Source organism: Kitasatospora sp. NPDC048365, from assembly GCF_043200835.1.
GTDB lineage: Bacteria > Actinomycetota > Actinomycetes > Streptomycetales > Streptomycetaceae > Kitasatospora > Kitasatospora terrestris.
Genome location: NZ_JBICYJ010000058.1, coordinates 18,618 through 43,160 on the forward strand (window position 1 = coordinate 18,618; position 24,543 = coordinate 43,160).

Consider the following 24,543-nt stretch of genomic DNA (forward strand, 5'->3'; position numbering starts at 1 on the left):
GAGCACCGCTCATGCGGGTGATCATGGGCCGGTCGCGCCACCTGCCGGCCCGTCCCGCCCGTAGGCTCGCACGGTGACCGACTCCTGCCTCCGCTCCCCCTCCGCCGTCTCCTCCGCGCCCGTCGCGGCCGTCCGGGCCGGGGTCTGAGCGGTGGAACTCTGGCTGCTCAACCACCTCTCCACCTTCGCCCTCGGCGTGGTGGTGGTCGGCGGGATCGTCGTGCTGGCGGTGCTGGGCAGCGCGCTCACCCGCCGGTACCACCCGGCGACCGCCGAGGGCGGGCACAACGAGATGGTCGGGGTGGTGCTCTCCATGTTCGGCGCGATCTACGGGGTGATCCTGGCCTTCGTGATCGTCAACCTGTGGACGCAGTTGCAGAGCGCCGAGTCGGTCATCGCCACCGAGGCCACCGCCGCGGCGCAGATCGTCCGGGACGCCCAGGCGTTCCCGCCGGGCCCGCGCACCGAGGTGCAGGCCGCGGTGGGCAGCTATGTGCACGCGGTGGTCGAGCAGCAGTGGCCGCTGATGCGCGACGGCAGCGGCGACTACGGCCGCACCGCGCCCAAGCTGGAGGCGGTCTACCACGCGCTGCGCGGGTACGAGCCGACCACCGAGACCGAGCAGACCTTCTACGAGCAGGCGGTCACCAACCTCGACCAGGTGGTCGCCCAGCGCCGGGCCCGGATCACCCAGAGCCACCAGCAGCTGCCCGTCCTGCTGCAGGTGCTGGTGTTCGGCGGCGCGGTGGTGATCCTGCCGCTGACCTTCCTGTACGGGATCCGCAGCCGCCGCATCCAGCTGCTGTTCGTCGGCTCGGTGGCCGCGTTGATCGGGTTCAGCCTGTTGCTGGTGGTGGTGCTGGACCGGCCGTTCTCCGGCGAGCTGAGCGTCAGCCCGCAGCCGTTCAAGGACGGCTCGCTGGCCGTCTTCTGGACCGACCCGCAGACCGTGGCCACCGGCCCCTGACCCGCCCCCGCCGACCCGGCCGGACCGCACCCCGCCGACCCTCCCCGACCTCACAGGTTGCGCCCTCGCGGGTGCGGCACGCGTAACGGCGGGGGGCCGTCCGATTTCACCTGCCCGCAACAGGAGCTGCCTAGCTTGGGCCTCGAATCGGATCGAGGAGGCCAGAGGGTGGCGGCAGCGACGGCGGGCACACCGGCGGGCGACCGGGTGCGGACGGTCTGCTCGTACTGCGGCGTCGGCTGCGGGATCGTCCTGGAGATCGGCCGCGACGCGGCCGGCCGGCGCACCGCGGCGAAGGTCTCGGGCGACCCCGAGCACCCGGCGAACGCGGGCCGGCTGTGCACCAAGGGCGCGACCGGTGCCGAGCTGATGTCCGCGCCCGGCCGGCTGACCACCGCGCTGCACCGCACCGACCGGGGCGCCGAACCGGAGCCGCTGGACGTGGACGAGGCGATCGCCGAGACCGCCCGCCGGCTGCGCGCGATCCTGGACGAGCACGGCCCGGACGCGCTCGCCTTCTACGTCTCCGGCCAGATGAGCCTGGAGGCGCAGTACCTGGCCAACAAGCTGGCCAAGGGCTTCGTGCGGACCAACTCCATCGAGTCCAACTCCCGCCTGTGCATGGCCAGTGCGGGCAGCGGCTACAAGCTCTCGCTCGGCGCGGACGGCCCGCCCGGCTCGTACCGGGACTTCGACCACGCCGACGTCTTCCTGGTGATCGGCTCCAACATGGCCGACTGCCACCCGATCCTCTTCCTGCGGATGATGGACCGCGTGAAGGCCGGCGCCAAGCTGATCGTGGTGGACCCACGGCGCTCCGCGACCGCCGCCAAGGCCGACCTGTTCCTGCAGATCCGGCCCGGCACCGATCTGGCGCTGCTGAACGGGCTGCTCCACCTGCTGGTCGAAGGCGGATACACCGACCAGGAGTTCATCGCCGAGCACACCGAGGGCTGGGAGCAGCTGCCGGGTTTCCTGGCCGACTATCCGCCGGCGAAGGTCGCCGAACTGACCGGCCTGCCCGAGGAGTCGATCCGCGAGGCGGCCCGGCTGATCGGCGAGGCCGGCGAGTGGATGAGCTGCTGGACCATGGGCCTCAACCAGTCCACCCACGGCACCTGGAACACCAACGCCCTGGTCAACCTGCACCTGGCGACCGGCGCGATCTGCCGTCCGGGCAGCGGCCCGTTCTCGCTCACCGGCCAGCCGAACGCGATGGGCGGCCGGGAGATGGGCTACATGGGCCCGGGCCTGCCCGGCCAGCGCTCGGTCCTGGTGCCCGAGGAGCGGCGGTTCACCGAGGAGGTGTGGGGCCTGCCGGAGGGCACCCTGCGCACCGAGGTCGGCGGCGGCACGATCGAGCTGTTCGAGCGGATGGCGGCCGGCCGGGTCAAGGCGTGCTGGATCATCTGCACCAACCCGGTCGCCTCGGTGGCCAACCGGCGGACCGTGATCGAGGGCCTGGAGGCCGCCGAACTGGTCATCGCCCAGGACGTGTTCGGCGACACCGAGACCAACGCGTACGCCGACCTGGTGCTGCCCGCCACGCTCTGGGCCGAGTCCGACGGCGTGCAGGTCAACTCCGAACGCAACCTGACGCTGGTGCAGGGCGTCCTCGACGCACCCGGACAGGCCCTGCCCGACTGGCAGTTGATCGCCCGGGTGGCCTGCGCGATGGGTTTCGCCGAGGCCTTCACCTACGCGAGCGCCGAGGAGGTCTTCGAGGAGCTCAAGCAATTCCGGAACCCGAAGACCGGCTGGGACCTGCGCGGCGTCACCTACGAGCGGCTGCGCGAAACCCCGGTGCAGTGGCCGGCCGCCGCCGAGGACGGGCCGGACCGCAACCCGGTGCGCTACCGCAACGACGGCGTCAGCCAGCAGCTGCTGGTCCGCGAGGACGGCACCCGGCCCGCGCTGGCCTTCCCGACCCCCAGCGGGCGGGCCGTCTTCCACGCCCGGCCGCACGCCGACCCGGCCGAACTCCCGGACGACGACTTCCCGTTCGTGCTGAACACCGGCCGGGTCCAGCACCAGTGGCACACCCTGACCAAGACCGGCAAGGTCGCCAAGCTGAACCGGCTCAACCCCGGCCCGTTCGTCGAGATCCACCCGCTGGACGCGGAAGCGCTCGGCCTCGCCGACGGGGACGCGGTCGAGATCGCCTCCCGGCGCGGCCGGGCCGTGCTGCCCGCCGTGGTCACCGACCGGGTGCGGCAGGGCACCTGCTTCGCGCCGATGCACTGGAACGACCTGTTCGGCGAGTACCTGAGCGTCAACGCAGTCACCTCGGACGCGGTCGACCCGGTCTCCCAGCAGCCGGAGCTGAAGTTCTGCGCCGTCACGCTGAGCCGCTCCACCGTTCCCGTACCGGACTTCACCGCCGGAGCCACCGGAACCGCCGGAGCCGCCGGATCGGCCGCACCCGCCGAGGCCGCAGCGCCCCGGCCCGGCGGCGGGCCTGGCCCGGCGGGGCCGCTGCCCGCGCTGGCCGAGGCCTTCGGCGTCGCCGAGCTGGTGCCCCCGGTCCTGGCGGAGGACGAACGGCGGTACCTGGCGGGCTTCCTGGTCGGCGTGGCCGCCGCGCCCGCCGCCGTCGGGGTTCCCGCGCTGCCCGCCGGGGCGCCGTTCGCCCGCGAGCACGCGCTGTGGGTGGACGGGATGCTCGCCGGGCTGTTCTCCCGCTCCGCCGCCCCCACCGCCGACGCCCCGGCCCCGCCCGGCCGCCAGGTGCTCGTCCTGTGGGCCTCGCAGACCGGCAACGCCGAGGAGTTCGCCACCACCGTCGCCGGACGCCTGACCGCCTCCGGCCGCACCGCCTCGGTCCTGTCGATGGCGGACTGTCCGCCCGGCACCATCGCGCCCGGCACCGACCTGCTGGTGGTCACCTCCACCTTCGGCGACGGCGACGCGCCCGACAACGGGGCCGACTTCTGGCAGTCGCTGAACGCCGCCGACGCCCGCCGCTTCGCCGACCTGCGCTACGCGGTGCTGGCGTTCGGCGACTCCAACTACGACGACTTCTGCGGCCACGGCCGCCGGCTGGACGCCCGGCTCGGCGAACTCGGCGGCGTCCGGCTGCTGGAACGCCGGGACTGCGAGCCGGACTTCGACCAGCCCGCCGAGGAGTGGCTGACCGAGGTGCTCGGCCTGCTCGGCACCGCCGCCCCGGCCACCGTCGCGGCGCCGTCGGCGTCGCCGGCCGGCGGCCGTCCCTCCAAGGCCGCGCCGCACACCGCCCGGCTGGTCGGCAACCGGCTGCTCAGCCTGCCGGGCGCGGCCAAGGAGGTCCGGCGGTTCACCTTCGACCTCGGCGAGGACGGCCCGGCGTACGAGGCGGGCGACGCGCTCGGCGTGTGGCCGGTCAACTGCCCCGACCTGGTCGACGAATGGCTCGCCGTGACCGGCCTCGACCGGAACGCCGAGGTGACCCTCGGCGGCCTCGACCCGCTGCCGTTCGGCGAGGCGCTGGAACGCCACCTGGACATCACCAGGATCACCCCCGACCTGCTGCGGCTCGCCGCCGACCGGACCGGCGACCGGACGCTGCGCAAGCTGCTCCGCCCGGACAACAAGGGCGAGCTGGCGCAGTGGGTCTGGGACCGGCAGGCGGCGGACGTGCTCGCCGAGTACCCCGTCCGGGTGTCCGCGCAGGAGTGGGCCGACCGGCTGAAGCGGCTGCAGCCCCGGCTGTACTCGATATCCTCCAGCCCGCTCGCCGACCCGCGGCACGTCTCGCTCACCGTGTCCGTGCTGCGCTACGAGGGCCGCAGCGGCCGGCTCCGCAAGGGCGTCGCCTCCACCTTCCTCGCCGACGCCGAGCCGGACAGCCCCGTCCCGGTGTTCGTGCAGCGCTCCGCGCACTTCCGGCCGCCCGCCGACCCCGCCGTCCCGGCCGTGATGGTCGGCCCCGGCACCGGCGTGGCGCCCTTCCTCGGCTTCCTGGAGGAGCGCCGGGCCCGCGGCCACCACGGCGGCAACTGGCTGCTCTTCGGCGAGCAGCGCCGGTCCACCGACTTCTACTACCGCGAGGAGCTGGAGGAGCTGCACCGCCACGGCACGCTGACCCGCCTGGACCTGGCCTTCTCCCGCGACCAGCGCAACAAGGTCTACGTCCAGGACCGGATGCGCGAGCACGGCGCCCAGCTCTGGTCCTGGCTGCAGGACGGCGCCCACTTCTACGTCTGCGGCGACGCCAACCGGATGGCCAAGGACGTGGACCGCACCCTGCGCGAGATAGCCGTCGCCCACGGCGGCCTCGGCGAGGACGAGGCCGCCGCCTGGCTCAAGCGGCTCTCCGCCGAGAAGCGCTACGCCCGCGACGTGTACTGACCGCCGGCGCGGCCCGGGCGGCTCAGGAGCAGTCCCAGTGGTACGCCACGGGCCGGCCCGGGCAGGTCACGCACTCGAAGACGTAGACGCCGCCCGCGTCGCCGAACATCACGTCCGCCGGGCTCTGCGCCGAGTCCGGCCACGGGTCGTCGGCCCGCTCCTCGATCGGCAGCCAGGTGCGCCACGACCGGCCGTCGCACTCCCGGCTGGCCACGGTCAGCAGGTGCTCCATCGTGCCCCCGCAGTCCGGGCAGTCGGGCCAACCGGGCTCCTGGGTCCAACTCGGGTATCCGCCGAGCTTGATGCCCGGTGCTTCAGCCAGGTGGTAGGAGTAGCTCAGCCCCGTCCGGGCCCCCAGCTCCTGCAGGCGCCAGCCAACCGCCTCGGCGACGTCCTCGGGCATGTCCGCGCTCGGGTAGTCCGTCACCGCCTCGGGGTGGAGGACGCACGCGGCCGGAATGCTGTCCCGCGGCGCGTCCGCCACGGTGGCCGGCGTCGCGTCGAGCGCGGGGCCGACCGCCGCGCCGCTGCGCCGCAGCACCAGCGGCACCGGGGTGTCGCACAGGTCGACGATGTACGGGCACCAGAGCACCTGCAGCAGGTCGGTGCCCTCCGGGAAGGCGAGCTGCGGCACGTCCCGCCGCTGGATCTGGACGACCGGGACCAGCGGCACCGGCCCCTCGGTCACCGGCGCGCCCCACCCCCGGGAGTGGCTGGTGCTCGGGCAGACCGGCCACGGCTCGTCGGCCGGCCACAGCAGCGGCCCGCCGACCGAGCTCTGCTCCGGGGTCGGCCGCCCGGGCCGGGGGTGGAGCCGGATGGCGGTGCGGGCCAGCGGGGCCAGCTCCGGGAACAGCGTCTCGACGTCCACCGGGCGCGGCGGGGTGGTGCGGGTCATCGTGCGGTCTCCGTGATCGGGTGCCTGGTGCCGGAGCGGAACTCTACGGTCCGCCCCCGACACCGGGCCTACCCGAGGACCGGGAGCGGGGGGAGGGCGCCGGTGTCGAGCCACGCGGTGAAGAGCGGGGTGAGGCGGTGGGGGCTGTAGCGGGCGGCGTGGGCGGTGAAGTCGGCGGTGGTGACCACCGAGTGGCGGCGGGTGGTGGCCCAGTCGCGGACCATCCGGAAGAACGCCTCGTCGCCGAGGGCGACCCGCAGGGCGTGGACGGTGAGGCCGCCGCGCTCGTAGACCCGGTCGTCGAACATCAGCCGCCGGCCGGGGTCGCCGATCCGCAGGTCCTGCGGCAGGCCGAGCAGCTGCCGGTACGCGGCCTCGGCCTTGCGCTGGGTGGACACCCCGCCGGAGCGCTCGGACCACAGCCACTCGGCGTACTTGGCGAAGCCCTCGTTCAGCCAGATGTGCTGCCAGCCGCCGATGGTCACGCTGTTGCCGAACCACTGGTGGGCCAGCTCGTGCGCGACCAGCCGCTCGGCGCCGCGGGCGCCGTTCACGTGGTTGGTGCCGAAGGTGGCCAGGCCCTGGGCCTCGACCGGCACGTCCAGCTCCTCGTCGGCGACCACCACGGTGTACCCGTCGAAGGGGTACGGGCCGAACAGGTCCTCGAAGAGCCACATCATCTGCGGCTGCCGGGCGAAGTCGTGCTCGAAGCGCTCGCGCAGCGCGGCCGGCACGTACCCGGTCTGCGGTACCTGGCCGGTCTCCCGCTCGACCAGCGGGACCGCCCGGTACGGGCCGACGGAGACGCCGACCAGGTAGCTGGCGGTCGGCGCGGACTGCTCGTACACCCAGGTGGTGGCGGAGGCCCGGGTGGTGCGGGTGAGCAGCCGCCCGCCGGTGACCACGGTGTACGGGGACGGCGTGGTGAGCGAGATCTGGTAGCTGGCCTTGTCGGAGGGCCGGTCGTTGCACGGGTACCAGGACGGCGCGCCGACCGGCTGGCTGGCGACCAGGGCGCCGTCGGTCAGCTCCTCCCAGCCGAGGCCGCCCCAGGGGCTGCGGACCGGCCTGGGGTTGCCCGACCAGTGCACCTCGACGGTGAAGGCGGCCCCGGCGGCGGGCGCCTTGGCGGGCTTGACCCGCAGCTTGCCGCCGCGGTGGGCGTAGTGCGCGGCCCGGCCGTCGACCAGCACCCGGCCGATCCGGAAGTCGGCCAGGTCCAGGGCGAACTCGCGCAGCTGCACCGGGCCCGCTATGGCGTTGATCCGGGCCGAGCCGGCCAGCCGGTTGGGGCCCGGCCGGTAGTCGAGGGTGAGCTCGTAGCGGTGGGCGTGCCAGCGGTGGTCACCGTTGGCGGGGAAGTACGGGTCAGCGGCCGCGGCCTGCTTGGGGCTCACCGGTTCGATCTCTCCGTGCGCGGTCTCGGTCATGGCGTGGCTACTGCCAGGCCTCGATCGGGTTGCCGAGCCAGCGGGTGTCGGCCGGGACCGTCTCCGCACGCATCACGAGGGACGCCGGGCCGAGGGTGGAACGTTCCCCGATGGTACTGCCGGGCAGCACGATTCCGCCCGGGCCCAGGGTGGCGCCCTCGCGGAGGACCACAGTATCCAGCCTCATGATCCGGTCGTGGAAGAGGTGGGTCTGCAGCACACAGCCACGGTTGATGCTGACGCCGGAGCCCAGCTCGACCAGGTCGGCCTCGGGCAGCCAGTAGCTCTCGCACCACACGCCGCGCCCGATCCGGGCGCCGAGGCCGCGCAGCCACAGGGCCATCACGGCGGTGCCGGGGATCCGTCCGACCAGCCACGGGACGGCCAGCACCTCGACGAAGGTGTCGGCGAGCTCGTTGCGCCACACGAAGCCGGACCACAGCGGGTGCTCGCCGACCCGGAACTTCCCGACCAGCACCCACTTGGCGGCGATCGCCACCGCGCAGGCCACCACGCCGGCGCCGAGCACCACCAGGCCGGACAGCAGCGGGGCGTCCAGCGCGCAGAGCGCGGCCGCGGTGCAGACCGCCAGGGTGGCGGAGGCGAAGACCGGCAGCATCCGGGCCAGCTCGGTCAGGCCGCGCGCCCACAGCAGCCGGGCCGGCGGGTCGTAGGTGCGGCCCTCGTCGGCGGTGTCGGCGGAGCGCGGCAGCTTGACCGGCGGCATGCCCAGGTAGGAGCTGCCGCGCTTGGCCTTCTTCGGGGTCGCCGAGAGCACGCCGACCAGGCCGCGGTCGGGCACCGAGCGGCCGGGCGCGGTCATCCCGGAGTTGCCGAGGAAGGCCTTGCGGCCGATCTCGGCCTTTCCGATCCGCAGCCAGCCGCCGCCCAGCTCGTACGGGGCGATCAGGGTGTCGTCGGCGAGGAAGGCGCCGTCGCCGACCTTGGTGAGGCTGGGCAGCGCCAGCACCGTGGAGACCTCGGCGCGGCGGCCGACCCGCATGCCGAGCAGCCGCAGCCACACCGGGGTGACCAGGCCCGCGTAGAGCGGGAAGAGGGTCTCCCGGGCCAGGTCCATCAGCTGGGTGACGGTCCAGGCCTGCCAGCCGATCCGGCCGTGCAGCGGGTGGTGGCCGGTGCGCAGGCCCCGGCTGAGCAGCCGGACCCCGGCCAGCACCAGCGCCGCGTACGTCAGGCCGTACGCCAGCGTCGCGGGCACCACGGCGAGCAGCGCGCCGCGCAGCGCGGCCTGCAGGTCGTCGCCGGGGTGCACGAAGAGGCCGGCGACCAGCAGCGCGGGGACGGCGGACAGCAGCGGCAGGACGCTGAGGGCGAAGCCGGTCGCGCCGTACACGGCGGCCCAGCGGGGGCTGCGGGCCGGGCGCTGCTTGGGCCAGGAACGCTCGGCCTTGCCGAGCTTCACGGCGGGGGCGCCCGCCCAGCGCTGGCCGGTGGGGATCTGCCCGGTCACGCCGGAGCCGGGCGCGACCTCGGCGCGCTTGCCGACCCGGGCGCCGGGGAAGAGCGTGGAGCGGGTGCCGATCACCGCGCCGGAGCCGACCCGGATCGCGCCGATCTCCAACCGGTCGCCGTCCAGCCAGTAGCCGGACAGGTCGACCTCGTTCTCGATCGCGCAGCCCTTGCCGAGCCGCAGGAAGCCGGTGACCGGCGGCAGGGCGTGCAGGTCGACGTCCTCGCCGACCTTGGCGCCCAGCGCCCGCGCGTAGCGCACCAGCCAGGAGCCGGAGAGCGAGCCGGCGCCGACCGCCTCGGCGAGGCGCTCGGCGGTCCACAGCCGCAGGTGGACCGAGCCGCCGCGCGGGTGGGAGCCGGGCCTGACACCGCGCAGCAGCAGCCGGGCGCCGCCGGCGGCCAGCGCGATCCGGCCGGGCGCGGAGAACAGCAGCAGGGCGGCCGCACCGACCGTCCACCAGGACGCGGTCGGTGCCCAGGTGTAGCCGCCGAGCAGGTGCAGGACGTTGCCGAGGGCGAGCAGCGCCACCGTCCAGCGCAGGCCGGTCAGGGTGGCCATCGGCAGCATCAGCAGGGTCTGGAGCAGCTGGGCGCGGACCGGCGTCGGCTCGATGCTGCGGGCCTCGCCGTCCGCCTGCACGGAGCGCTCCAGCAGCCGGGCCAGCTTGCGCAGGGTCGGCTGCTGGTAGATGTCGAGCACCGACACCGACGGGTAGCGGCCGCGCAGCCGGGTGGTCAGCTGGGCGGCGGCCAGCGAGCCGCCGCCGATCGCGAAGAAGTCGTCGCCGGCGCCGCGCACCGGGGCTCCGAGCACCTCGGCCCACTGCTCGGCCAGCCAGGCCTCGGTGCCGTACAGCTGCTCGCTCGGGCCGGACTGCTCCAGCTCCGGCAGCGGCCAGGGCAGCGCGTTGCGGTCGACCTTGCCGGAGGTCCGGGTGGGCAGCTCGTCGACCGGCGCCAGCAGCGGCACCAGGGCGGCGGGCAGCTCGGCGCGCAGCCGCTCCACGGCCGCGTCCCGGTCGAAGCCGTCCTGGGTGACCAGGTAGCCGACCAGCAGCTGGTTGCCGCCGCGGGCGGTGCGCACCGCGGCCGCGGCACCGGCGACGCCGGGCAGGGCCTGCAGGGCGGCGTCCACCTCGCCGAGCTCGATCCGCCGGCCGCCGAGCTTGATCTGCTCGTCGCCGCGGCCGAGGAAGACCAGCCCCGCGGGTTCGGCCCGGACCAGGTCGCCGCTGCGGTAGGCGCGCTCCCAGCCGAGCGACTCCAGCGGGGCGTACTTCTCGGCGTCCTTGACCGGGTCCAGGTACCGGGCCAGGCCGACGCCGCCGATCACCAGCTGCCCGCTGCCGCCCATCGGGACCGGCTCGCCGGCCTCGTCGACCACCGCGAGCTCCCAGCCGTCCAGCGGCAGGCCGATCCGGACCGGGCCCTCGCCGGTCATCAGCGAGCCGCAGGCGACGACGGTGGCCTCGGTCGGGCCGTAGGTGTTCCACACCTCGCGGCCCTCGGTGACCAGCCGCTCCACCAGCTCGGGCGGGCACGCCTCGCCGCCGAAGATCAGCAGCCGGACCTCGTTCAGCGCCTCGGCCGGCCAGAGCGCGGCCAGCGTCGGCACCGTGGAGATCACGGTGATCTCCTGCTCGGCCAGCCACGGGCCCAGGTCCACGCCGCTGCGCACCTGGGCGCGCGGCACCGGCACCAGGCAGGCGCCGTGCCGCCAGGCCAGCCACATCTCCTCGCAGGACGCGTCGAAGGCCACCGAGAGGCCGGCCATCACCCGGTCGCCGGGGCCGATCGGCTCGTCCTGCAGGAACATCGCGGCCTCGGCGTCGACGAACGCGGCCGCGCTGCGGTGGCTGACCGCCACGCCCTTGGGCTTGCCGGTCGAGCCGGAGGTGAAGATGATCCAGGCGTCGTGCTCCGGCCCCGGGTCCGCGGCCGCGCCGCCCGAGGGCTTCACCGCGCCGAGCGTCCCGCCGGCGCCGAGCACCGCGTTGACGTCCGCCTCGCCGAACACCAGGTCGGCGCGCTCGTCCGGGTCCTCCGCGTCCACCGGCACGTACGCGGCGCCCGCCGCCAGCACCGCCAGGATCCCCACGTACAGCTCGTTGGTGCCGGACGGCACCCGGACGCCGACCCGGGCGCCGAGGCCGATCCCGGCCTCCGCCAGCCGGCGGCGCTGCCGCTCGACCGCCGTCATCAGCTCCGCGTACGAGAGCACCACCGTGCCGTCGTCCAGCGCGGGCTCGTCGGGGTGGGCGGCCGCGGTGGCGCGCAGCACCTCCACCAGCGTCCGGACGTCGGGCGCCGACTGCCCTCCGAACAGCGCCATCGGCGTGTCGGACACGGTCATCGGGGTGGTCATCGCAGCCATCCGGTCCTCGTCATGGGATTCCCCGGACCGACCCAGCGCAGGCGCCCCGAAGCAAGACAACCCGATCAATTCTACCGACCGATGGCAAACAACCCCGTCAGGGACGCGGCGATCCGCCGAATCCCGAGGTCGGACGCCCGCTCCCGGCACGGCTGCCGGACGGCCGTCCCGACCCGGCCGCCGGTCCGTCAGTAGCGCTGCGCGGCGGCCGTGATCGCCTCGCGGATCCGGTGGTAGGTACCGCACCGGCAGATGTTGCGGATCTCGTCGAGGTCGGACTCGGCGATCTCCCGCCCGGCCTCCCGGGCCTGCCGGACCTTGGCCACGGCGGCCATGATCTGACCGGGCTGGCAGTAGCCGCACTGGGCGACGTCGTACTCGATCCAGGCCTCCTGCATCGGGTGCAGCTCGCGTCCGACGGTGGCCGGCAGGCCCTCGATGGTGGTGACCGCGTCGTCCGGCGCCAGGTCGCCGACCGGGACGGCGCAGGGGGTGAACGCCCGCCCGTTCAGGTGGCTGGTGCAGGACTGGCAGACGCCCACTCCGCAGCCGTACTTGGGGCCGGTGACGCCGAGTACGTCGCGCAGCACCCAGAGCAGGCGGACGTCGTCCTCGATGTCCACGGTGACCCGGTCGCCGTTGAGGATGAAGGTGTGCTGGGGCACGGACTGGCTCCTAAGAGGTGCGGCTGCTAATACGTGCGGCTGCGGCCGTCGGTGGGCGACTGCGGGATCGGCGGCACGGCGGGCATCGGCTCGAAGCCGAGCGGCCCGTCGTGGTTGATCGGGAAGGTGGTCGGCATGGTGCCGGTGGCCCGGCCGTACGCGCAGGCGACCGCCGCCATCGCGCCGGCGACCGCCAACTCGCCGGCCCCGCCCGGGACTCCGGTGGTGGTCGGCATCACCACGATCTCCAGCTCCGGCGGGGTGTTCCACTGCCGGGTGTAGTAGTACTGGTCCCAACTGCCTTCCAGGAAACGGCCGTCCTTCAGGTGCAGGCTGGAGCTGAGGGCGACCGCGATGCCGTCCATGATGCCGCCCATCATCTGCGCCTCCAGACCGCGCGGGTTGACCGCGAGGCCGACGTCCACGGCGCACACCACCTTGGTCACCCGCGGCCCGGTGTACGCGTGCGGGACGCTCCGCCCGACGGTCTGCGGGCGGCAGTCGATCTCGGCGAGCACGGCGACGAAGGAGTGGTACTCGGGGTGGACGGCGAGGCCCTGCGCCGTCCCGGCGGGCATCGCGCGGCCCCACTTCCCGAGCTCCGCGACCTTGTCGAGCACCGCCCGGGCCCGCTCCTCCTTGAGGAACTGCCGCCGGAAGGCGTACGGGTCGCGGCCCGTCCCCTTCGCGAGCCGGTCGACCACCAGCTCCTGCGCGCAGCGCACGTTCGGCGAGTAGATGTTGCGCATCGAGCCGGTGTTGAAGCCGTGGTCCACCTCGCTCAGCAGCTGGGTGGTGACCCCGAAGTGGTACGGGCTCTGGGTGGTGAGCGCGAACATGGTCTCGGAGAAGCCCAGGTCCGCGACGGGCAGCTTGGCGGCCATCGCGGTGACCATCTCGCCGAGCCCGTGGCCGAAGTCGGTGGCGACCGAGGTGTGCCGCTGCTCGTACGACAGCACCTCGCCCAGCGAGTACGTCGCCCGGACCCGGGAGGTGGCCATCGGGTGGACCCGGCCCTGGCGGAAGTCGTCGGTGCGGTGCCACATCAGCCGGACCGCCTTGCCCATCGCCCGGGACACCTCGGCGGCCTCCAGCGCCGCGTCGTGGAAGAGCTTGCGGCCGAACGAGCCGCCACCCTCGACCACGTGCACGGTGACCGCGCCGACCGGCAGGCCCAGGCGCGCCGCGATCTCCTCCTGGGCGGCGATCGGCACCTTCAGCGAGGCCCAGACCTCCGCCCGGTCGGGCCGGACGTCCGCCACCGCACAGTTGGTCTCCAGGGCCGCGTTGCTGGCGAAGTGGAAGGTGAAGCGGGCGTCCACGGCCTTGGTGAGCAGCGGCAGCGGAGGCACCACCAGCGGCAGTTCGGCGGCCCGCAGCTCCTGCAGCACACCCGCCTCGCTCACGCCCTCCGCGGTGCCCGGACCCCAGTCCACGCTCAGCGCGCGGACGGCGTCGACGCACTGGCCGAAGGTCCGGGCGCGCACCGCGACCCCGGTGCGCACCGTCACCACGTCGGTGACCCCCGGCATCGCCCGGACCTCGGCGAGGTTGCGGACCGACCGCACGGTGCCGTTGATCGTCGGCGGGCGGCAGACCATCGTGGGCAGCGCGCCCGGCACCTGCACGTCCATCGCGAACTGCTTGCGGCCGGTGACCGCGGCCAGCGCGTCGACCCGGGTCCGGCCGGTGCCGATCACCTCGAACCGGGAGGCGTCCTTGAGCTCCACCGCGACCTGCGCGGTCACCGCGCTGCCCGCCCGGACCGCCAGCTCGCCGTAGCCGACGCTGCGGCCGTCCGGCGCGAGGACCGCGCCGGCCCTGGCGACCAGCCCGGCGAGCGGGGCGCCGAGCAGTTCCGCGGCCGCCGCGAGCAGCCGGCCGCGGGCCACCGCGGCGGCGACCCGGATCGGCGTGTACGTGGAGGCGGTGGTGGTGGAGCCGCCGGTCAGCTGGTTGAACAGCAGCTCGGGCCGGGCGTCGGCGAGGGTGACCCGGATCCGTTCCAGCGGCAGCTCCAGCTCCTCGGCGATCAGCATCGCGGTGGAGGTGGTGATGCCCTGGCCGACCTCGGCACGCGGCAGCGCGAAGGAGGCCGTGCCGTCCTCGTGCAGCTGCACGAGGATCAGGCCGGAGGTGGGCAGCGCCGCGTCGGTGACCAGGTCGGTCAGGTCGTACAGCTCCGCCGGACCGGGCAGCGAGGGCACCGCGGCCGCGGCCGGGCCCGCCTCCCCGAGCTGCGCCGCCACGGTCAGCGTCGACGCCGCCAGCACGTACCCCAGGAACCGCCGCCGCCCCAGCTCCCCGCCCCGGCCGTCCATCGCCCCACACCCCTTCGCCACGGGGACGCACCGACCGGCGTCCGCGCCGGAGGGGATCCTGTCAGGTACACCCCCCTCCGCGCACCCTCCCCGATCACCCCAGGAGTTGCAGCGAGGCCCGGAGGGCGACCACCGAGAGGCCGAGGGAGGCGGGGCGGTCAGCCGACGTGGACGCGGGGGCGGCGGGTGCGGTCGGGCTCGGCCTCGCGCAGCACCTCGCGGGTGACCGGCGCGACCTCGCCCTGCCCGAACAGGAAGAACCGCAGGAACTGCGCGAAGGGGTTGCCCTCGGTCCACTCGAAGTAGATGTGCGGCTGCTGCCCGGTGCGGTCGCGGACGTGCAGCAGCAGCGCGGCGAGCGCGTTCGGCACGCTGGAGTGCTGCAGGGTCAGCACCCGGTACCGGTCGTGCAGCACCTCGCCGTGCACCGTCAGCTCCGCCTCGAAGTCGGAGGGGTCGCGCACGGTCACCTCGACGAAGACCAGGTCGTCCTCGACCGGCAGAGCGTTGTCGGTGCGGATCTGGTGCGCCTTGTCGCGGTACTCGGCGAGGTCGCGGCTGTTCGGCTCGTTGGCGATCAGCCGGATGGTGCGGTGCGCGGTGTCCCGCACGAAGCGGTCGGCGACCTCGTCCAGCGTCACGGCGGTGACCCGGAGCTCGAAGGCCCGGGCGAGCCGGGAGGCGACCGAGACCAGGATGATGCCGGCGATGAAGCAGGCGCCGATCTTCACGCCGTCCGGCCGCTCGGCGATGTTGGCCGCCGTGGTGTAGACGAAGACCGCGGCGATCACCGCGAACCCGACGGTCCAGTGGCGCTGCCGGGCGGCGTGCGCGGCGATGGTCACCGCGATCGCCGCCGAGGTGATCAGCACCAGCACACCGGTGGCGTACGCGCCGCCCTGGGCGTCGACGCTGGCGTCGAAGATCCAGGTGACCAGGAAGGCGATGGCGGTGAGCACCAGCACCATCGGCCGCACCGCCCGCGCCCAGTGCGGGGCCATGCCGTACCGGGGCAGGTAGCGGGGCATCAGGTTGAGCAGTCCGGCCATCGCCGAGGCGCCGGCGAACCACAGGATCAGGATGGTCGACAGGTCGTACACCGAGCCGAACGCGCCGCCCAGGTACTCGTGCGCCAGATAGGCCAGCGCCCGTCCGTTGGCCTCGCCGCCCGGCTCGAACGCCGCCTTGGGGATCAGCAGGGTGGTGATGAAGCTGGTGGTGATCAGGGCGACGCTCATGATCAGCGCGGCGGTGGTGAGCAGCTTGCGGGCGCCGCGGATCCGCCCGGTGGGCTTCTCCTCGGTGTCGTCCGGGTCGCCCTCGATGTGCGGCATCACGGCGACACCGGTCTCGAAGCCGGACAGGCCGAGCGCCAGCTTGGGGAAGACCACCAGGGCGACGCCGATCATGGCGAGCGGGCTGCTGTGCTCGGCGGAGAGTGCGTCCGTCCAGTCGGTGATCAGACCGGGGTCGGTCAGCACCTGCCACAGGCCGACCGCGACCACCACCACGTTCAGCGCCAGGTAGACCGCGACCAGGACGACCGCCAGGCCGATCGCCTCACTGAACCCCTTCAGGAACACCCCGCCGAGCAGGGCGATCAGCACCAGGGTGATCAGCACCTGCTTGCCGCCGAGGGCGCTGCTCAGGTGCGGATTCTCCACCAGGTGGGCGGTGGCGTCGGCGGCGGAGAGCGTGATGGTGATCAGGAAGTCGGTGGCGGCGAAGCCCAGCAGGGCCAGCACGAACAGCTTGCCCTTCCAGAACGACAGCAGCCGCTCCAGCATGGCGATCGAACCCTCGCCGTGCGGGCTCTCCTGGGCCACCCGCCGGTACACCGGCAGCGCGCCGAACAGGGTGACCAGCACCAGCACGATGGTCGCCACCGGCGACAGCGCCCCGGCCGCGAGAGCGGCGATGCCGGGCTGGTAGCCGAGCGTGGAGAAGTAGTCCAGGCCAGTCAGGCACATCACCCGCCACCAGCGCTGGCCCTTGTGCGCCGGTGACTGGGCGTGCGGCCCGGGGTGCTGTTTGGCCATGTCGGACAGGCCTTCCAGCAACCAGGCGCGGAACCTGCTGCTCGTCGGCTCCCCACCGGCCGGTGCGGCGGCGACCACATGTCCTCCCGTCGGCTCCGCCGCCCCGTCGGGCGGGCGGCGGGGTCAGACTATGCGACCGCCTGACGGGAGATCAGTCGCCACGCGCCGCAGGTCAGGACGGGGTCAGGACGGCACCCGGAAGCGCTGGGCGCCGTTGCCCGGGGTGCAGGCCTGGAGGAGGGGCTGGCGTCCGGCGCCGGTGTCGGTCAGGCAGTTCTGCCCCTGGAAGTCCTTGATGTAGTACGTGCCGCCGCCGGCGTCGGCGAGCCGCCAGGAGGTGGTGTTCGGGAAGGTGGTGCCGAGCACGATCGGCGGCGGCGAGCCGTCGAAGGTGGCCTGCATGGCGAGCGCCGGCGAGCCCAGGTTGCACACCCGGAACCCGTCGAAGGAGCCGAACTCCCGCACCCAGCCGTACTGGCTCCGGCCGCCCATCACCACCGGGGTGTTGTCGGTGAGGCTGTCGGTGGCCGGCCCGAGCTTCCGGCCCGTGCCGACGTTGACGATCTCGCCCCAGTGGTCGCCGCCGCAGTTGGCGGGCCGGTTCGACCCGGGCGCGGGCGTGGTCGGCGCGGGCTGCGCGGTGCGCGTCGGGGTGGTTCCGCCGCCCCCGGCCGCCGCGCCGCCGCCTCCCCCGGCCGCCGCCCCCGAACCGGTACCCGAGCCGTTGCCCGTGCCGGAGCCGTTGCCCGTACCGGAGCCGGAGCCCGTGCCACTGCCCGTGCCCGCCCCCGTGCCCGCACCGGTGCCGCCGGCCGCGACACCACCCGACTCCGCACCCGGCTGCGTCCCGCCCGCCGCCGCGCCGGCCGCCGCGCCCGGCGGTACGTCCCCGGCCGCGGAGGGTGCCGCCGACCCGCCGGCCGCCGCGGACCCCGCCGCGGTGCCGGTGCCGGAGCCGCTGCCCGGGGTGAGGGACGCGCTCGCCGCGGGCGGCCGGCCGCCCTGGTCGGCCGCCCACGGCCCGGCCTCCACCATCCACACGGTGCCCGCGCCGACCGAGATCACCACCGGCAGCACCAGCGGCACCAGGATCCCGCGCCGCCGGGGCCGCTCGCCGCCGGCCTGCGTCGCCGCCTCCACCACCGGTGCCGCGACCGGCGCGGGCGCGGCCACGGCGGGCACCGGCTCCACGGCGGGCAGCGGCTCCACGGCGGGCGCCGGCTCCACGACCGTCCGACCGGCGGCCGCGGCCCGCGCGGCGGCGGCCATCGCCGCGGCGTCCGGGTGCCGCTCCGCCGGCTTCTTGCGCAGCGCCCGCGCGACGAACGCGCGGACCGCCGGCGGGAAGCGCTCCGGCAGCTCCGGCGCGGGCTCCCGGATGTGCTTGAGCACCACCTCCAGGACCGCTTCGCCGGTGAACGGCGGCGCGCCGGTGAGCAGTTCGTAGCAGACCGCGCCGAGCGAGTAGAGGTCGCTCGCGGGCGTCACCGCCCCGCCCTCGGCCTGCTCGGGCGCCACGTACAGGGCGGTGCCGAGCACCGCGTGGGTGGCGGTGATCTTCGTCCCGCCCTCGGCGCGGGCGATGCCGAAGTCCGTGACGGTGATCCGCCCGTCCCGGCGCAGCATCAGGTTGGAGGGCTTGATGTCGCGGTGCACCACGTCCTTGCCGTGCGCCTCGTGCAGCGCCTCGGCGGCCTGGGCGACCAGGTCGAGGGCCTGCTCGACGGGCAGCGGGCCGCGCGCGGCCAGCACCTCGTGCAGCGGCTCGCCCTCGACCAGCTCCATCACGATGTACGCGGCCGGGCCGCTGCCGGGGCCGGTCTCGCTCTCGCCGTAGTCGTGGACGTCGACCACGCCAGGGTGGCTCAGCCCGGCGACGATCCGCGCCTCGCGGCGGAAGCGCTGGGCGAAGCGCTCGTCGTCCAGCAGGGCGGGGAGCAGGATCTTCACCGCGACCCGGCGTTCCAGCACCGCGTCCTCGGCCTTCCAGACGTCGCCCATCGCGCCGCCGCCGATCCGCTCGACGAGCGTGTAGCGCCCGCCCAGCACGGTGCCCCGACCCCACATGCCAGCCCCCGTTGTCATGTCCCACTGAAGATCCATCAGCTCGCGGTCAGTCTGCCAGAGCCGTCCGGGTACACCAACGGCCGCCCCGGCGGGCGGGATCGGGCCGGTCGCAGCATGATCGCGGCGTGGGGGCCCGACCGAGAGGAGCACATCGTGAACGACGACGTGGCGGCGCTGGACGGCGAGACCGGCGCTCCCCAGGAGTGGTTCTTCTGCCTGGACCACCACCGGGTGGAGCGCGACTACCAGTGCCCGGTCACCTCTCTGCTGGGGCCGTTCCCGAGCGCCGAGGTGGCCGGGCACGCCCTGCAGCGGGCCGAGCACAACAACGCGGTCTACAAGTCCGATCAGGACTGAGCCCGTGCCCGGCGCCCCGGTCGGTCCGGGGCCGGCGCGACCTCCAGCCGGGTCCGGCGCTGCAGGCCGGCCCCGACCAGCACGCCCAGGGCGATCGCCGCCACCGTCACCAGGGTGGTGACCAGGGTGACCAGGCTCTGCGCGGTGTGCTTCAGCAGCAGCTCGGAGAAGCCGGTCAGCCCGCTGGAGCCCGGCACCAGCAGCCAGAAGCACGGCAGGAAGACCACCTGGTCCGGCACCTTGCGGTGGCGGGCCACCCAGGTCGCCGGCGGCGGCAGCAGCATCCCGGCGGCGAACGCGCCGAACGCCGCGCCGCCCACCGCCGTCCCCACCGTCTGGGCCAGGTGCACCAGCAGCAGGGCCGCCGCCAGCCAGCCGAGCGTCCGCGCGGGCGCCGAGAAGAACAGCGTGAAGCCCACCGCCATCAGCAGCACCCCCGACCAGCCGGCCCACGCCCCCAGTGTGTGCGGCGCCGGCCGTCCGACCGGGGCCGGGTCGACGATCTCGGTGCCGACCAGGATGCCCAGCGCCAGCAGCATCAGGACGTTCGCCGCGCCCGCCAGCCGGGCCACCCCGGACAGCACGTCCCCGGTCGCCAGCTCGATCGCGCCCATGGTCAGCGCGGCGCCGGGCAGGAAGGCGATCAGCGGGGCGATGACCAGGCTGCTCGGCGACTCGTGCAGCACCGGCCCGGCGAAGCTCAGCGCCAGCCCGGTCACCATGATCGCCGCCGCCACCGGCAGCACCGCGGCGGCGGCCGGCAGGAAGCGTCCCGCCACCAGCCGCAGCATCCCCACCGCCGCACCCAGCACCGCGTAGCCCACCACCGCGGGCAGCATAGCGTGCAGGACCACCCCCAGACCCACCGTCAGCAGCGTGTGCCCCGCCACCGTGGCGGTCGGGCTGAACCGCTGCGGCAGCGAGCGCTCCCGTTCCAGCGCCGCCCACGCCTCCTTCAGCGGCACCTCCTCCGCCCGCATCCGCTCCACCAGGTCCTGCAGCGCCTGCACCTGGTCCAGTCGCAGGTCGGGGCCGCTCACCGGGGCGAAGTCCAGCTCCGCGCCCGCCCCGTCGGGGTCCGTCCCGACCCGGACGAACAGCCCGGTCGGCACCACGAAGCTCCGGGCGCGGGTGCCGTACCGGGCCGCGATGTCGCCCAGGTCCGCCGCGACCGCCTCGGTCCGCGTCCCGGCCCGCAGCATCTCCACCCCGACCGCGCACAGCAGCGCCGCCAACTCCCGCAGCCACGCCTGCTCCGGGGCCTCGGCGACCGGCACCGCCACCCTCGACTCCCCCGGCGCCCGCAGGTGCCGGTCCGCGTACCGCTTGAGGCTCCGCCACGCGCCGTCCGCCCGATCCGCCGATCCCCTGCCCACCGGCCCTCCCCATCGCGTTCGAACAAGGCACCCGGACTAGGCAATACCGGGTGATACCGCCGCACACGCCCGCGCACTCCGCCACCCGGCACTCCCGTACGCTCGCCTCCATGAACGATCGGCCGGCCCTGGACCTGAACCTGCTGCGCACGTTCCTCGCCGTCCACCGCTCCGGCTCCTTCACCGCCGCCGCCCAGCAGCTCGGCCTCTCCCAGTCCACCGTCACCGCGCAGGTCCGGGCCCTGGAGGAGCGGCTGGGCGGCCCGCTCTTCGAGCGCCGGGCCCGCGGCGCCGCCCCGCTGCCGCACGCCGACGCCCTCGCCGCCCGTGTCGCCGGCCCGCTGGACGCGCTCGCCGGCACGACCGGCGGATCCCCGGACGCCGGGCCGGAGCCGGTCCGCCTCGCCGGGCCCGCCGAGTTCCTCGGGACGGTGCTGCTCCCCGCGCTCGCCCCGCTGGTCGCCGACGGCGTCCGGATCGAGGTCACCACCGGCCTGACCGACCCGCTGCTGACCGCGCTGCGCGCCGGCCAGCACGACCTGGTCGTCGCCACCCAGCGCCCGCGCGGCCGCACCCTGTACGCCGAACCGCTCGCCGACGAGGAGTTCGTCCTGGTCGCCGCCCCCGCCTGGGCGGACCGGCTGGCCGGCCGCGAGCTGCCCGGCGCGCTCGACCGCGTCCCGCCGGTCGGGTACGCCGCGGACCTGCCCATCCTGCGCCGCTACTGGCGGCACGTGTTCGACCGCCGGCTGCAGACGGCGGCCGCGCTCACCGTGCCCGACCTGCGCGGCGTGCTGGCCGCGGTGACCGCCGGCGCCGGCTGGACGGTCCTGCCGTCCTACCTGTGCCGGGCCGAACTCGCCTCCGGCGCCCTGCGGGTGCTCCACCACCCCGAGGACCCGCCGATCAACACCGCCTACCTGGTGCAGCGCCCCACCGGCTCCGCCAACCCGCACACCGCCCTGGTCCGCAAGCGCCTGCTGGCCGCCGCCCGCGCGCAGTGACCGCCCCGCCCCCCCCGGAGGCCCGCATGCACCCCGAACCGCCGCTCTTCCTGCTCGGCCGGCTCGGCCCGTACTTCACCGTGCGCGCCGGCGACGCGCCGCCGCCCGGCTTCCGGCCGCTGCGCGAGCTGTACGCACCCGGACCCGGCACCCCGCTGGCCGCCAAGTTCGGGGCCGCCGCACGGCAGTTGAACACCGGGGAGGTGCGGGTCGCCGTCTCGGTGGTGCATCTCGGGCTCGCCGCCCGGCTCTGGTCGGTCGCCCTCGGCCACGCCGCGCTCACCGGAGCCGTGCCCGAACTCGACCCGGACCTGGCCCACTTCCACCTCCCACCGACCGGACCGCTCGACCTCTGGCTGCCACCCGCGCCCGGCGCCCCGGCGCCGGACCCCGCCGAGGAACTGCACCGCGCCGTCACCACCGCCAACCTCGGCCCGCTCGCCGCCGCCGTCCGCTCCCACGCCCCGCTGGCGACCCGCCTGCTCGACGGCAACAGCGCCTCCGCGCTGGCCGGCGCGGCCCGGATGATCGCCGCCGACCCCGTCCTGCGGCAGGCCGGCGCCGCCCGCGCCGCCGACGCCCTGGTCCGCTCCCTGCTGGACCGCCCGCCGCTGCTCGGCACCGGCGTCCTCGCCCCCGCCGGCCCGCCGCGCTTCCGGCGCACCTCCTGCTGCCTGTACTACCGCGTCCCCGGCGGCGGCATCTGCGGCGACTGCGTCTTCGACCGGGCACCGGCACCGGCCGCCCGATAATCCTCAACCACATGGTTGAACGTCCACCGCGGGGCGCGTATCGTCAACCACATGGTTGAAGGTGCTCCGGCGCTGGACGCGGTCTTCCACGCCCTCGCGCACGACGCGCGACGGGACATGCTGCGCCGGCTCGCGGCCGGCGAGCTCACCGTGGGAGAACTCGCCGCGCCGCTGCAGATGTCCCTCGCGGCGGCGTCGAAGCACGTCAAGGTGCTCGAACAGGCCGGGCTGGTGCAACGGACCGTCACCGGCCGCCGCCACCTGTGCCGCCTGCGGCCCGGCCCGCTCTCCGACGCGGCCGCGTGGCTGCGCTTCGCCGAGCGCTTCTGGGACGAGCGCCTCGACTCCCTGCAGGACGTTCTGGAGCAAGCGACCGCTCTCGACGAGGAGGCCCAGCATGCCGTCCGCCACCGTTCCCTTCCCGACGATCAGGCGTGAGCGCACGCTCGCCGCGCCGCCGCACGCCGTCTACCGGGCCTGGCTCGACCCGCAGCTCGTCCGCCGGTGGCTGGCCCCGGGCGGGCCGGCGCCGGTCCGGGCCGAGATCGACGAGCGGGTCGGCGGCCGCTACCGGGTCCACCAGCCCCGGCCGGACGTGCCGGTCGACGGCTTCGAGGCCGAACTGCTGGAGCTGGTGCCGGACGAGCGGATCGTGCTGCGCTGGGGCTTCACCGGCTCCGGCCGCGAGGAGGGGCCGCACTTCGACTCGCTGCTGACGGTCACCCTGCACCCGGCTCCCGGCGGCGGCACCCGGCTGGTCCTGCTGCACGAGCACCTGGGCGCCCTCGCCGAGGCCCTGCCCGAGGCCGCCGCGCAGGCGGCCGGCGGCTGGGACGCCCTGCTCGACGGCCTGACCGCGGCGGTGGCGGCGTGAACCCCGGCGTGAACCCCGGCGTGGAACCCGGCGTGGAACCCGGCGTGGAGCCCGACGCGAACCCCGACCTGCGGCCGGCCACCTCGACGCTGGCGGAGCTCGTCCGCGCCGTCCGGGACGAGCAGCTCGACCTGCCGACGCCCTGCGGCGGGCTGACCGTCGGCGAACTGCTCGACCACATCGACGGCCTGTGCGGCGCGTTCGCCGCCGCGGGCACCAAGACGCAGCACCCGGACGGCGGCCGGGCCCAGGTGCCGGACGCGTCCCGGCTCGGCACCGACTGGCGGGAGCGGCTGCCGCGCCGGCTGGACGCGCTCGCCGAGGCCTGGCACCCCGCGGCCGCCTGGGAGGGCAGCACCCGGATCGGCGGCGGCGAGATGCCCGCCGCGGCGGCCGGCGCCTCCGCCGTGGACGAGGTCCTGGTGCACGGCTGGGAGCTCGCCGTCGCGACCGGCCGCCGCTACCCGGGCGAGGACCCGGCCCTGGCCGGGGCGGTGGCCGCGGCCCTCGACTGGGTCCACTCGGTGGTCGACCGGCAACCGGACGGCATCCCGGGCCTGTTCGGCCCGCCGGTGCCCACCGCCGACGACGCCTCGCCGTTCACCCGGCTGCTCGGCCTGACCGGCCGCTCCCCGGCCTGGCAGCCGGCCGGCGCCGAGGGCTGATCCCCGCGGGGAGCGCCTACTCCGCGTCGTCCTGGGGCGGGGCCGACCTGGTGTGGAGGACTTCGCGGGCCTGCTCCGCGGCGCGGGTGATGCTCTCCGAGATGAAGTCCACGAACCGGGCGATGTTCTCCAGCCGCTCGGCGGCGGGCGTCTCCGGGCCGAGGACGGTGACGCCCTGCCGGGCGGTGGCGACGAGTTCGGCGGTGGAGCGGGCGGTGGCCATGGTGGAGCGGTACCAGACGTCGTCGTCGACGATGTACCGCTCCCGGCGCCGCTCGTCGCGCTCCCGCCGGACCAGCCCCTGGCTGTCGAGGAAGGCGACCGCCTTGGAGACCGACGCCGGGCTGACCTGGAGGCGCTGGGCGAGCTCGGAGGCGCCGAGGCTGCCGGTGTCGCTGGTGTAGAGCGAGACCAGGATCCGGGCGGGCATCTTGGACATGCCCGAACCCATCAGCACCGTGGTGAACACCTCCTCGTACGCGCGCACCGCCTCGGAGTCGCGCCCGTACGCCTGCGCGGGCGCCTTCGGATCGCGCGCGGCCGCGGGCCGGCGGCGGTGCGCGCGGTGCTCGGTGGCGCGGTGGGCGAGGTCGGCGCGGTAGCCGTTGGGGCCGCCGTTGCGCATCACCTCGCGGGTGACCGTCGAGGTGGGCCGGTCGAGGCGCCGGGCGATCTCCGCGTAGGCGAGGCCGTCGGCCAGGCCCAGCGCGATCTGCTGGCGTTCCGGCTGGGTGAGTCTGCCTCCCGGCATCGCGGTCTCCTTCATGGTCCGTGGTGTCGGCCAGCATAGCGTTCACTCCCATTCCATTGCAACGCACACGCGGCCTGACGTTGCGTTATTTCCAGCCCCATTGCAACAATTTCACCGCCTTCACCTGCATAGATGCCTCAATAGCGCAACGAATCCGTTGCCAGTTCCCTGATCGCAACGTAGCGTTTCCATCATCAGAAA

General features: G+C 74.8%; 17 protein-coding genes. 8 read left to right on the top strand and 9 right to left on the bottom strand.

Features of this window, described 5'->3' with window-relative positions:
• Positions 1 to 151 precede the first annotated feature (151 nt).
• Positions 152 to 967, top strand: a complete 816-nt coding sequence (locus ACGFX4_RS36785; protein WP_393084422.1) for a hypothetical protein — start codon at positions 152 to 154, stop codon at positions 965 to 967.
• Positions 968 to 1,135: 168 nt separating this feature from the next.
• On the top strand, positions 1,136 to 5,296 hold the full coding sequence (locus tag ACGFX4_RS36790) for a molybdopterin-dependent oxidoreductase (RefSeq protein WP_393084424.1): 4,161 nt from the start codon (positions 1,136 to 1,138) through the stop codon (positions 5,294 to 5,296).
• Between the two features lie 22 nt (positions 5,297 to 5,318).
• Here the strand turns inward: ACGFX4_RS36790 and ACGFX4_RS36795 are convergent, their stop codons facing one another.
• The 7 genes from ACGFX4_RS36795 to ACGFX4_RS36825 all read right to left on the bottom strand — a co-directional run bounded on the left by ACGFX4_RS36795 (position 5,319) and on the right by ACGFX4_RS36825 (position 18,581).
• The gene (locus ACGFX4_RS36795; RefSeq protein ID WP_393084427.1) at positions 5,319 to 6,194 is read right to left on the bottom strand and encodes a DUF1963 domain-containing protein; all 876 of its coding nucleotides are present in this window, start codon (positions 6,192 to 6,194) and stop codon (positions 5,319 to 5,321) included.
• Between the two features lie 68 nt (positions 6,195 to 6,262).
• Complete coding sequence (locus ACGFX4_RS36800; RefSeq protein WP_393084430.1) at positions 6,263 to 7,624, bottom strand: M1 family metallopeptidase; 1,362 nt, start codon at positions 7,622 to 7,624, stop codon at positions 6,263 to 6,265.
• 7 nt (positions 7,625 to 7,631) lie between these two features.
• The gene (locus ACGFX4_RS36805) at positions 7,632 to 11,450 is read right to left on the bottom strand and encodes a Pls/PosA family non-ribosomal peptide synthetase (protein ID WP_393084488.1); all 3,819 of its coding nucleotides are present in this window, start codon (positions 11,448 to 11,450) and stop codon (positions 7,632 to 7,634) included.
• Positions 11,451 to 11,659: 209 nt separating this feature from the next.
• Positions 11,660 to 12,136: a (2Fe-2S)-binding protein gene (locus ACGFX4_RS36810; protein ID WP_393084434.1), complete on the bottom strand. Its 477-nt coding sequence runs from the start codon at positions 12,134 to 12,136 to the stop codon at positions 11,660 to 11,662.
• A 26-nt stretch (positions 12,137 to 12,162) separates the two neighbouring features.
• Positions 12,163 to 14,457 carry a molybdopterin cofactor-binding domain-containing protein gene (locus ACGFX4_RS36815; protein ID WP_393084437.1) on the bottom strand — a complete coding sequence of 765 codons (2,295 nt, stop codon included), beginning with the start codon at positions 14,455 to 14,457 and terminating at the stop codon, positions 12,163 to 12,165.
• Positions 14,458 to 14,615: 158 nt separating this feature from the next.
• Complete coding sequence (locus tag ACGFX4_RS36820) at positions 14,616 to 16,496, bottom strand: amino acid transporter (protein WP_393084439.1); 1,881 nt, start codon at positions 16,494 to 16,496, stop codon at positions 14,616 to 14,618.
• Between the two features lie 183 nt (positions 16,497 to 16,679).
• Positions 16,680 to 18,581 (bottom strand): serine/threonine protein kinase, encoded by a 1,902-nt coding sequence (locus ACGFX4_RS36825; RefSeq protein ID WP_393084442.1) that lies wholly within the window; start codon positions 18,579 to 18,581, stop codon positions 16,680 to 16,682.
• Positions 18,582 to 18,716: 135 nt separating this feature from the next.
• Here ACGFX4_RS36825 and ACGFX4_RS36830 point away from each other — a divergent pair, with 135 nt between their 5' ends.
• Entirely contained in the window at positions 18,717 to 18,920 is a 204-nt protein-coding gene (locus ACGFX4_RS36830) for a hypothetical protein (RefSeq protein ID WP_393084446.1), read from the top strand.
• Here ACGFX4_RS36830 and ACGFX4_RS36835 read toward each other — a convergent pair.
• Positions 18,911 to 20,296: a threonine/serine exporter ThrE family protein gene (locus tag ACGFX4_RS36835; protein WP_393084449.1), complete on the bottom strand. Its 1,386-nt coding sequence runs from the start codon at positions 20,294 to 20,296 to the stop codon at positions 18,911 to 18,913. The two genes, ACGFX4_RS36830 and ACGFX4_RS36835, sit on opposite strands and share 10 nt — an antisense overlap.
• Before the next feature lie 110 nt (positions 20,297 to 20,406).
• Between ACGFX4_RS36835 and ACGFX4_RS36840 the strand changes: the two genes are divergently transcribed.
• From ACGFX4_RS36840 to ACGFX4_RS36860, 5 genes are read left to right on the top strand one after another with little or no spacing between them, the layout of a single operon-like run.
• Positions 20,407 to 21,300, top strand: a complete 894-nt coding sequence (locus tag ACGFX4_RS36840) for a LysR family transcriptional regulator (protein ID WP_393084452.1) — start codon at positions 20,407 to 20,409, stop codon at positions 21,298 to 21,300.
• A gap of 26 nt (positions 21,301 to 21,326) precedes the next feature.
• The gene (locus tag ACGFX4_RS36845) at positions 21,327 to 22,052 is read left to right on the top strand and encodes a (2Fe-2S)-binding protein (protein WP_393084454.1); all 726 of its coding nucleotides are present in this window, start codon (positions 21,327 to 21,329) and stop codon (positions 22,050 to 22,052) included.
• 51 nt (positions 22,053 to 22,103) lie between these two features.
• On the top strand, positions 22,104 to 22,490 hold the full coding sequence (locus tag ACGFX4_RS36850; RefSeq protein WP_393084457.1) for an ArsR/SmtB family transcription factor: 387 nt from the start codon (positions 22,104 to 22,106) through the stop codon (positions 22,488 to 22,490).
• Positions 22,450 to 22,926 (top strand): SRPBCC domain-containing protein, encoded by a 477-nt coding sequence (locus ACGFX4_RS36855; RefSeq protein ID WP_393084460.1) that lies wholly within the window; start codon positions 22,450 to 22,452, stop codon positions 22,924 to 22,926. The genes ACGFX4_RS36850 and ACGFX4_RS36855 overlap by 41 nt, the downstream gene beginning before the upstream one ends.
• Positions 22,927 to 22,970: 44 nt before the next feature.
• A complete protein-coding gene (locus ACGFX4_RS36860; RefSeq protein WP_393084462.1) occupies positions 22,971 to 23,591 on the top strand; it encodes a TIGR03086 family metal-binding protein in 621 nt (206 codons plus the stop codon).
• A 16-nt stretch (positions 23,592 to 23,607) separates the two neighbouring features.
• Here the strand turns inward: ACGFX4_RS36860 and ACGFX4_RS36865 are convergent, their stop codons facing one another.
• The gene (locus tag ACGFX4_RS36865; RefSeq protein WP_393084464.1) at positions 23,608 to 24,342 is read right to left on the bottom strand and encodes a helix-turn-helix domain-containing protein; all 735 of its coding nucleotides are present in this window, start codon (positions 24,340 to 24,342) and stop codon (positions 23,608 to 23,610) included.
• Positions 24,343 to 24,543: the final 201 nt, after the last annotated feature.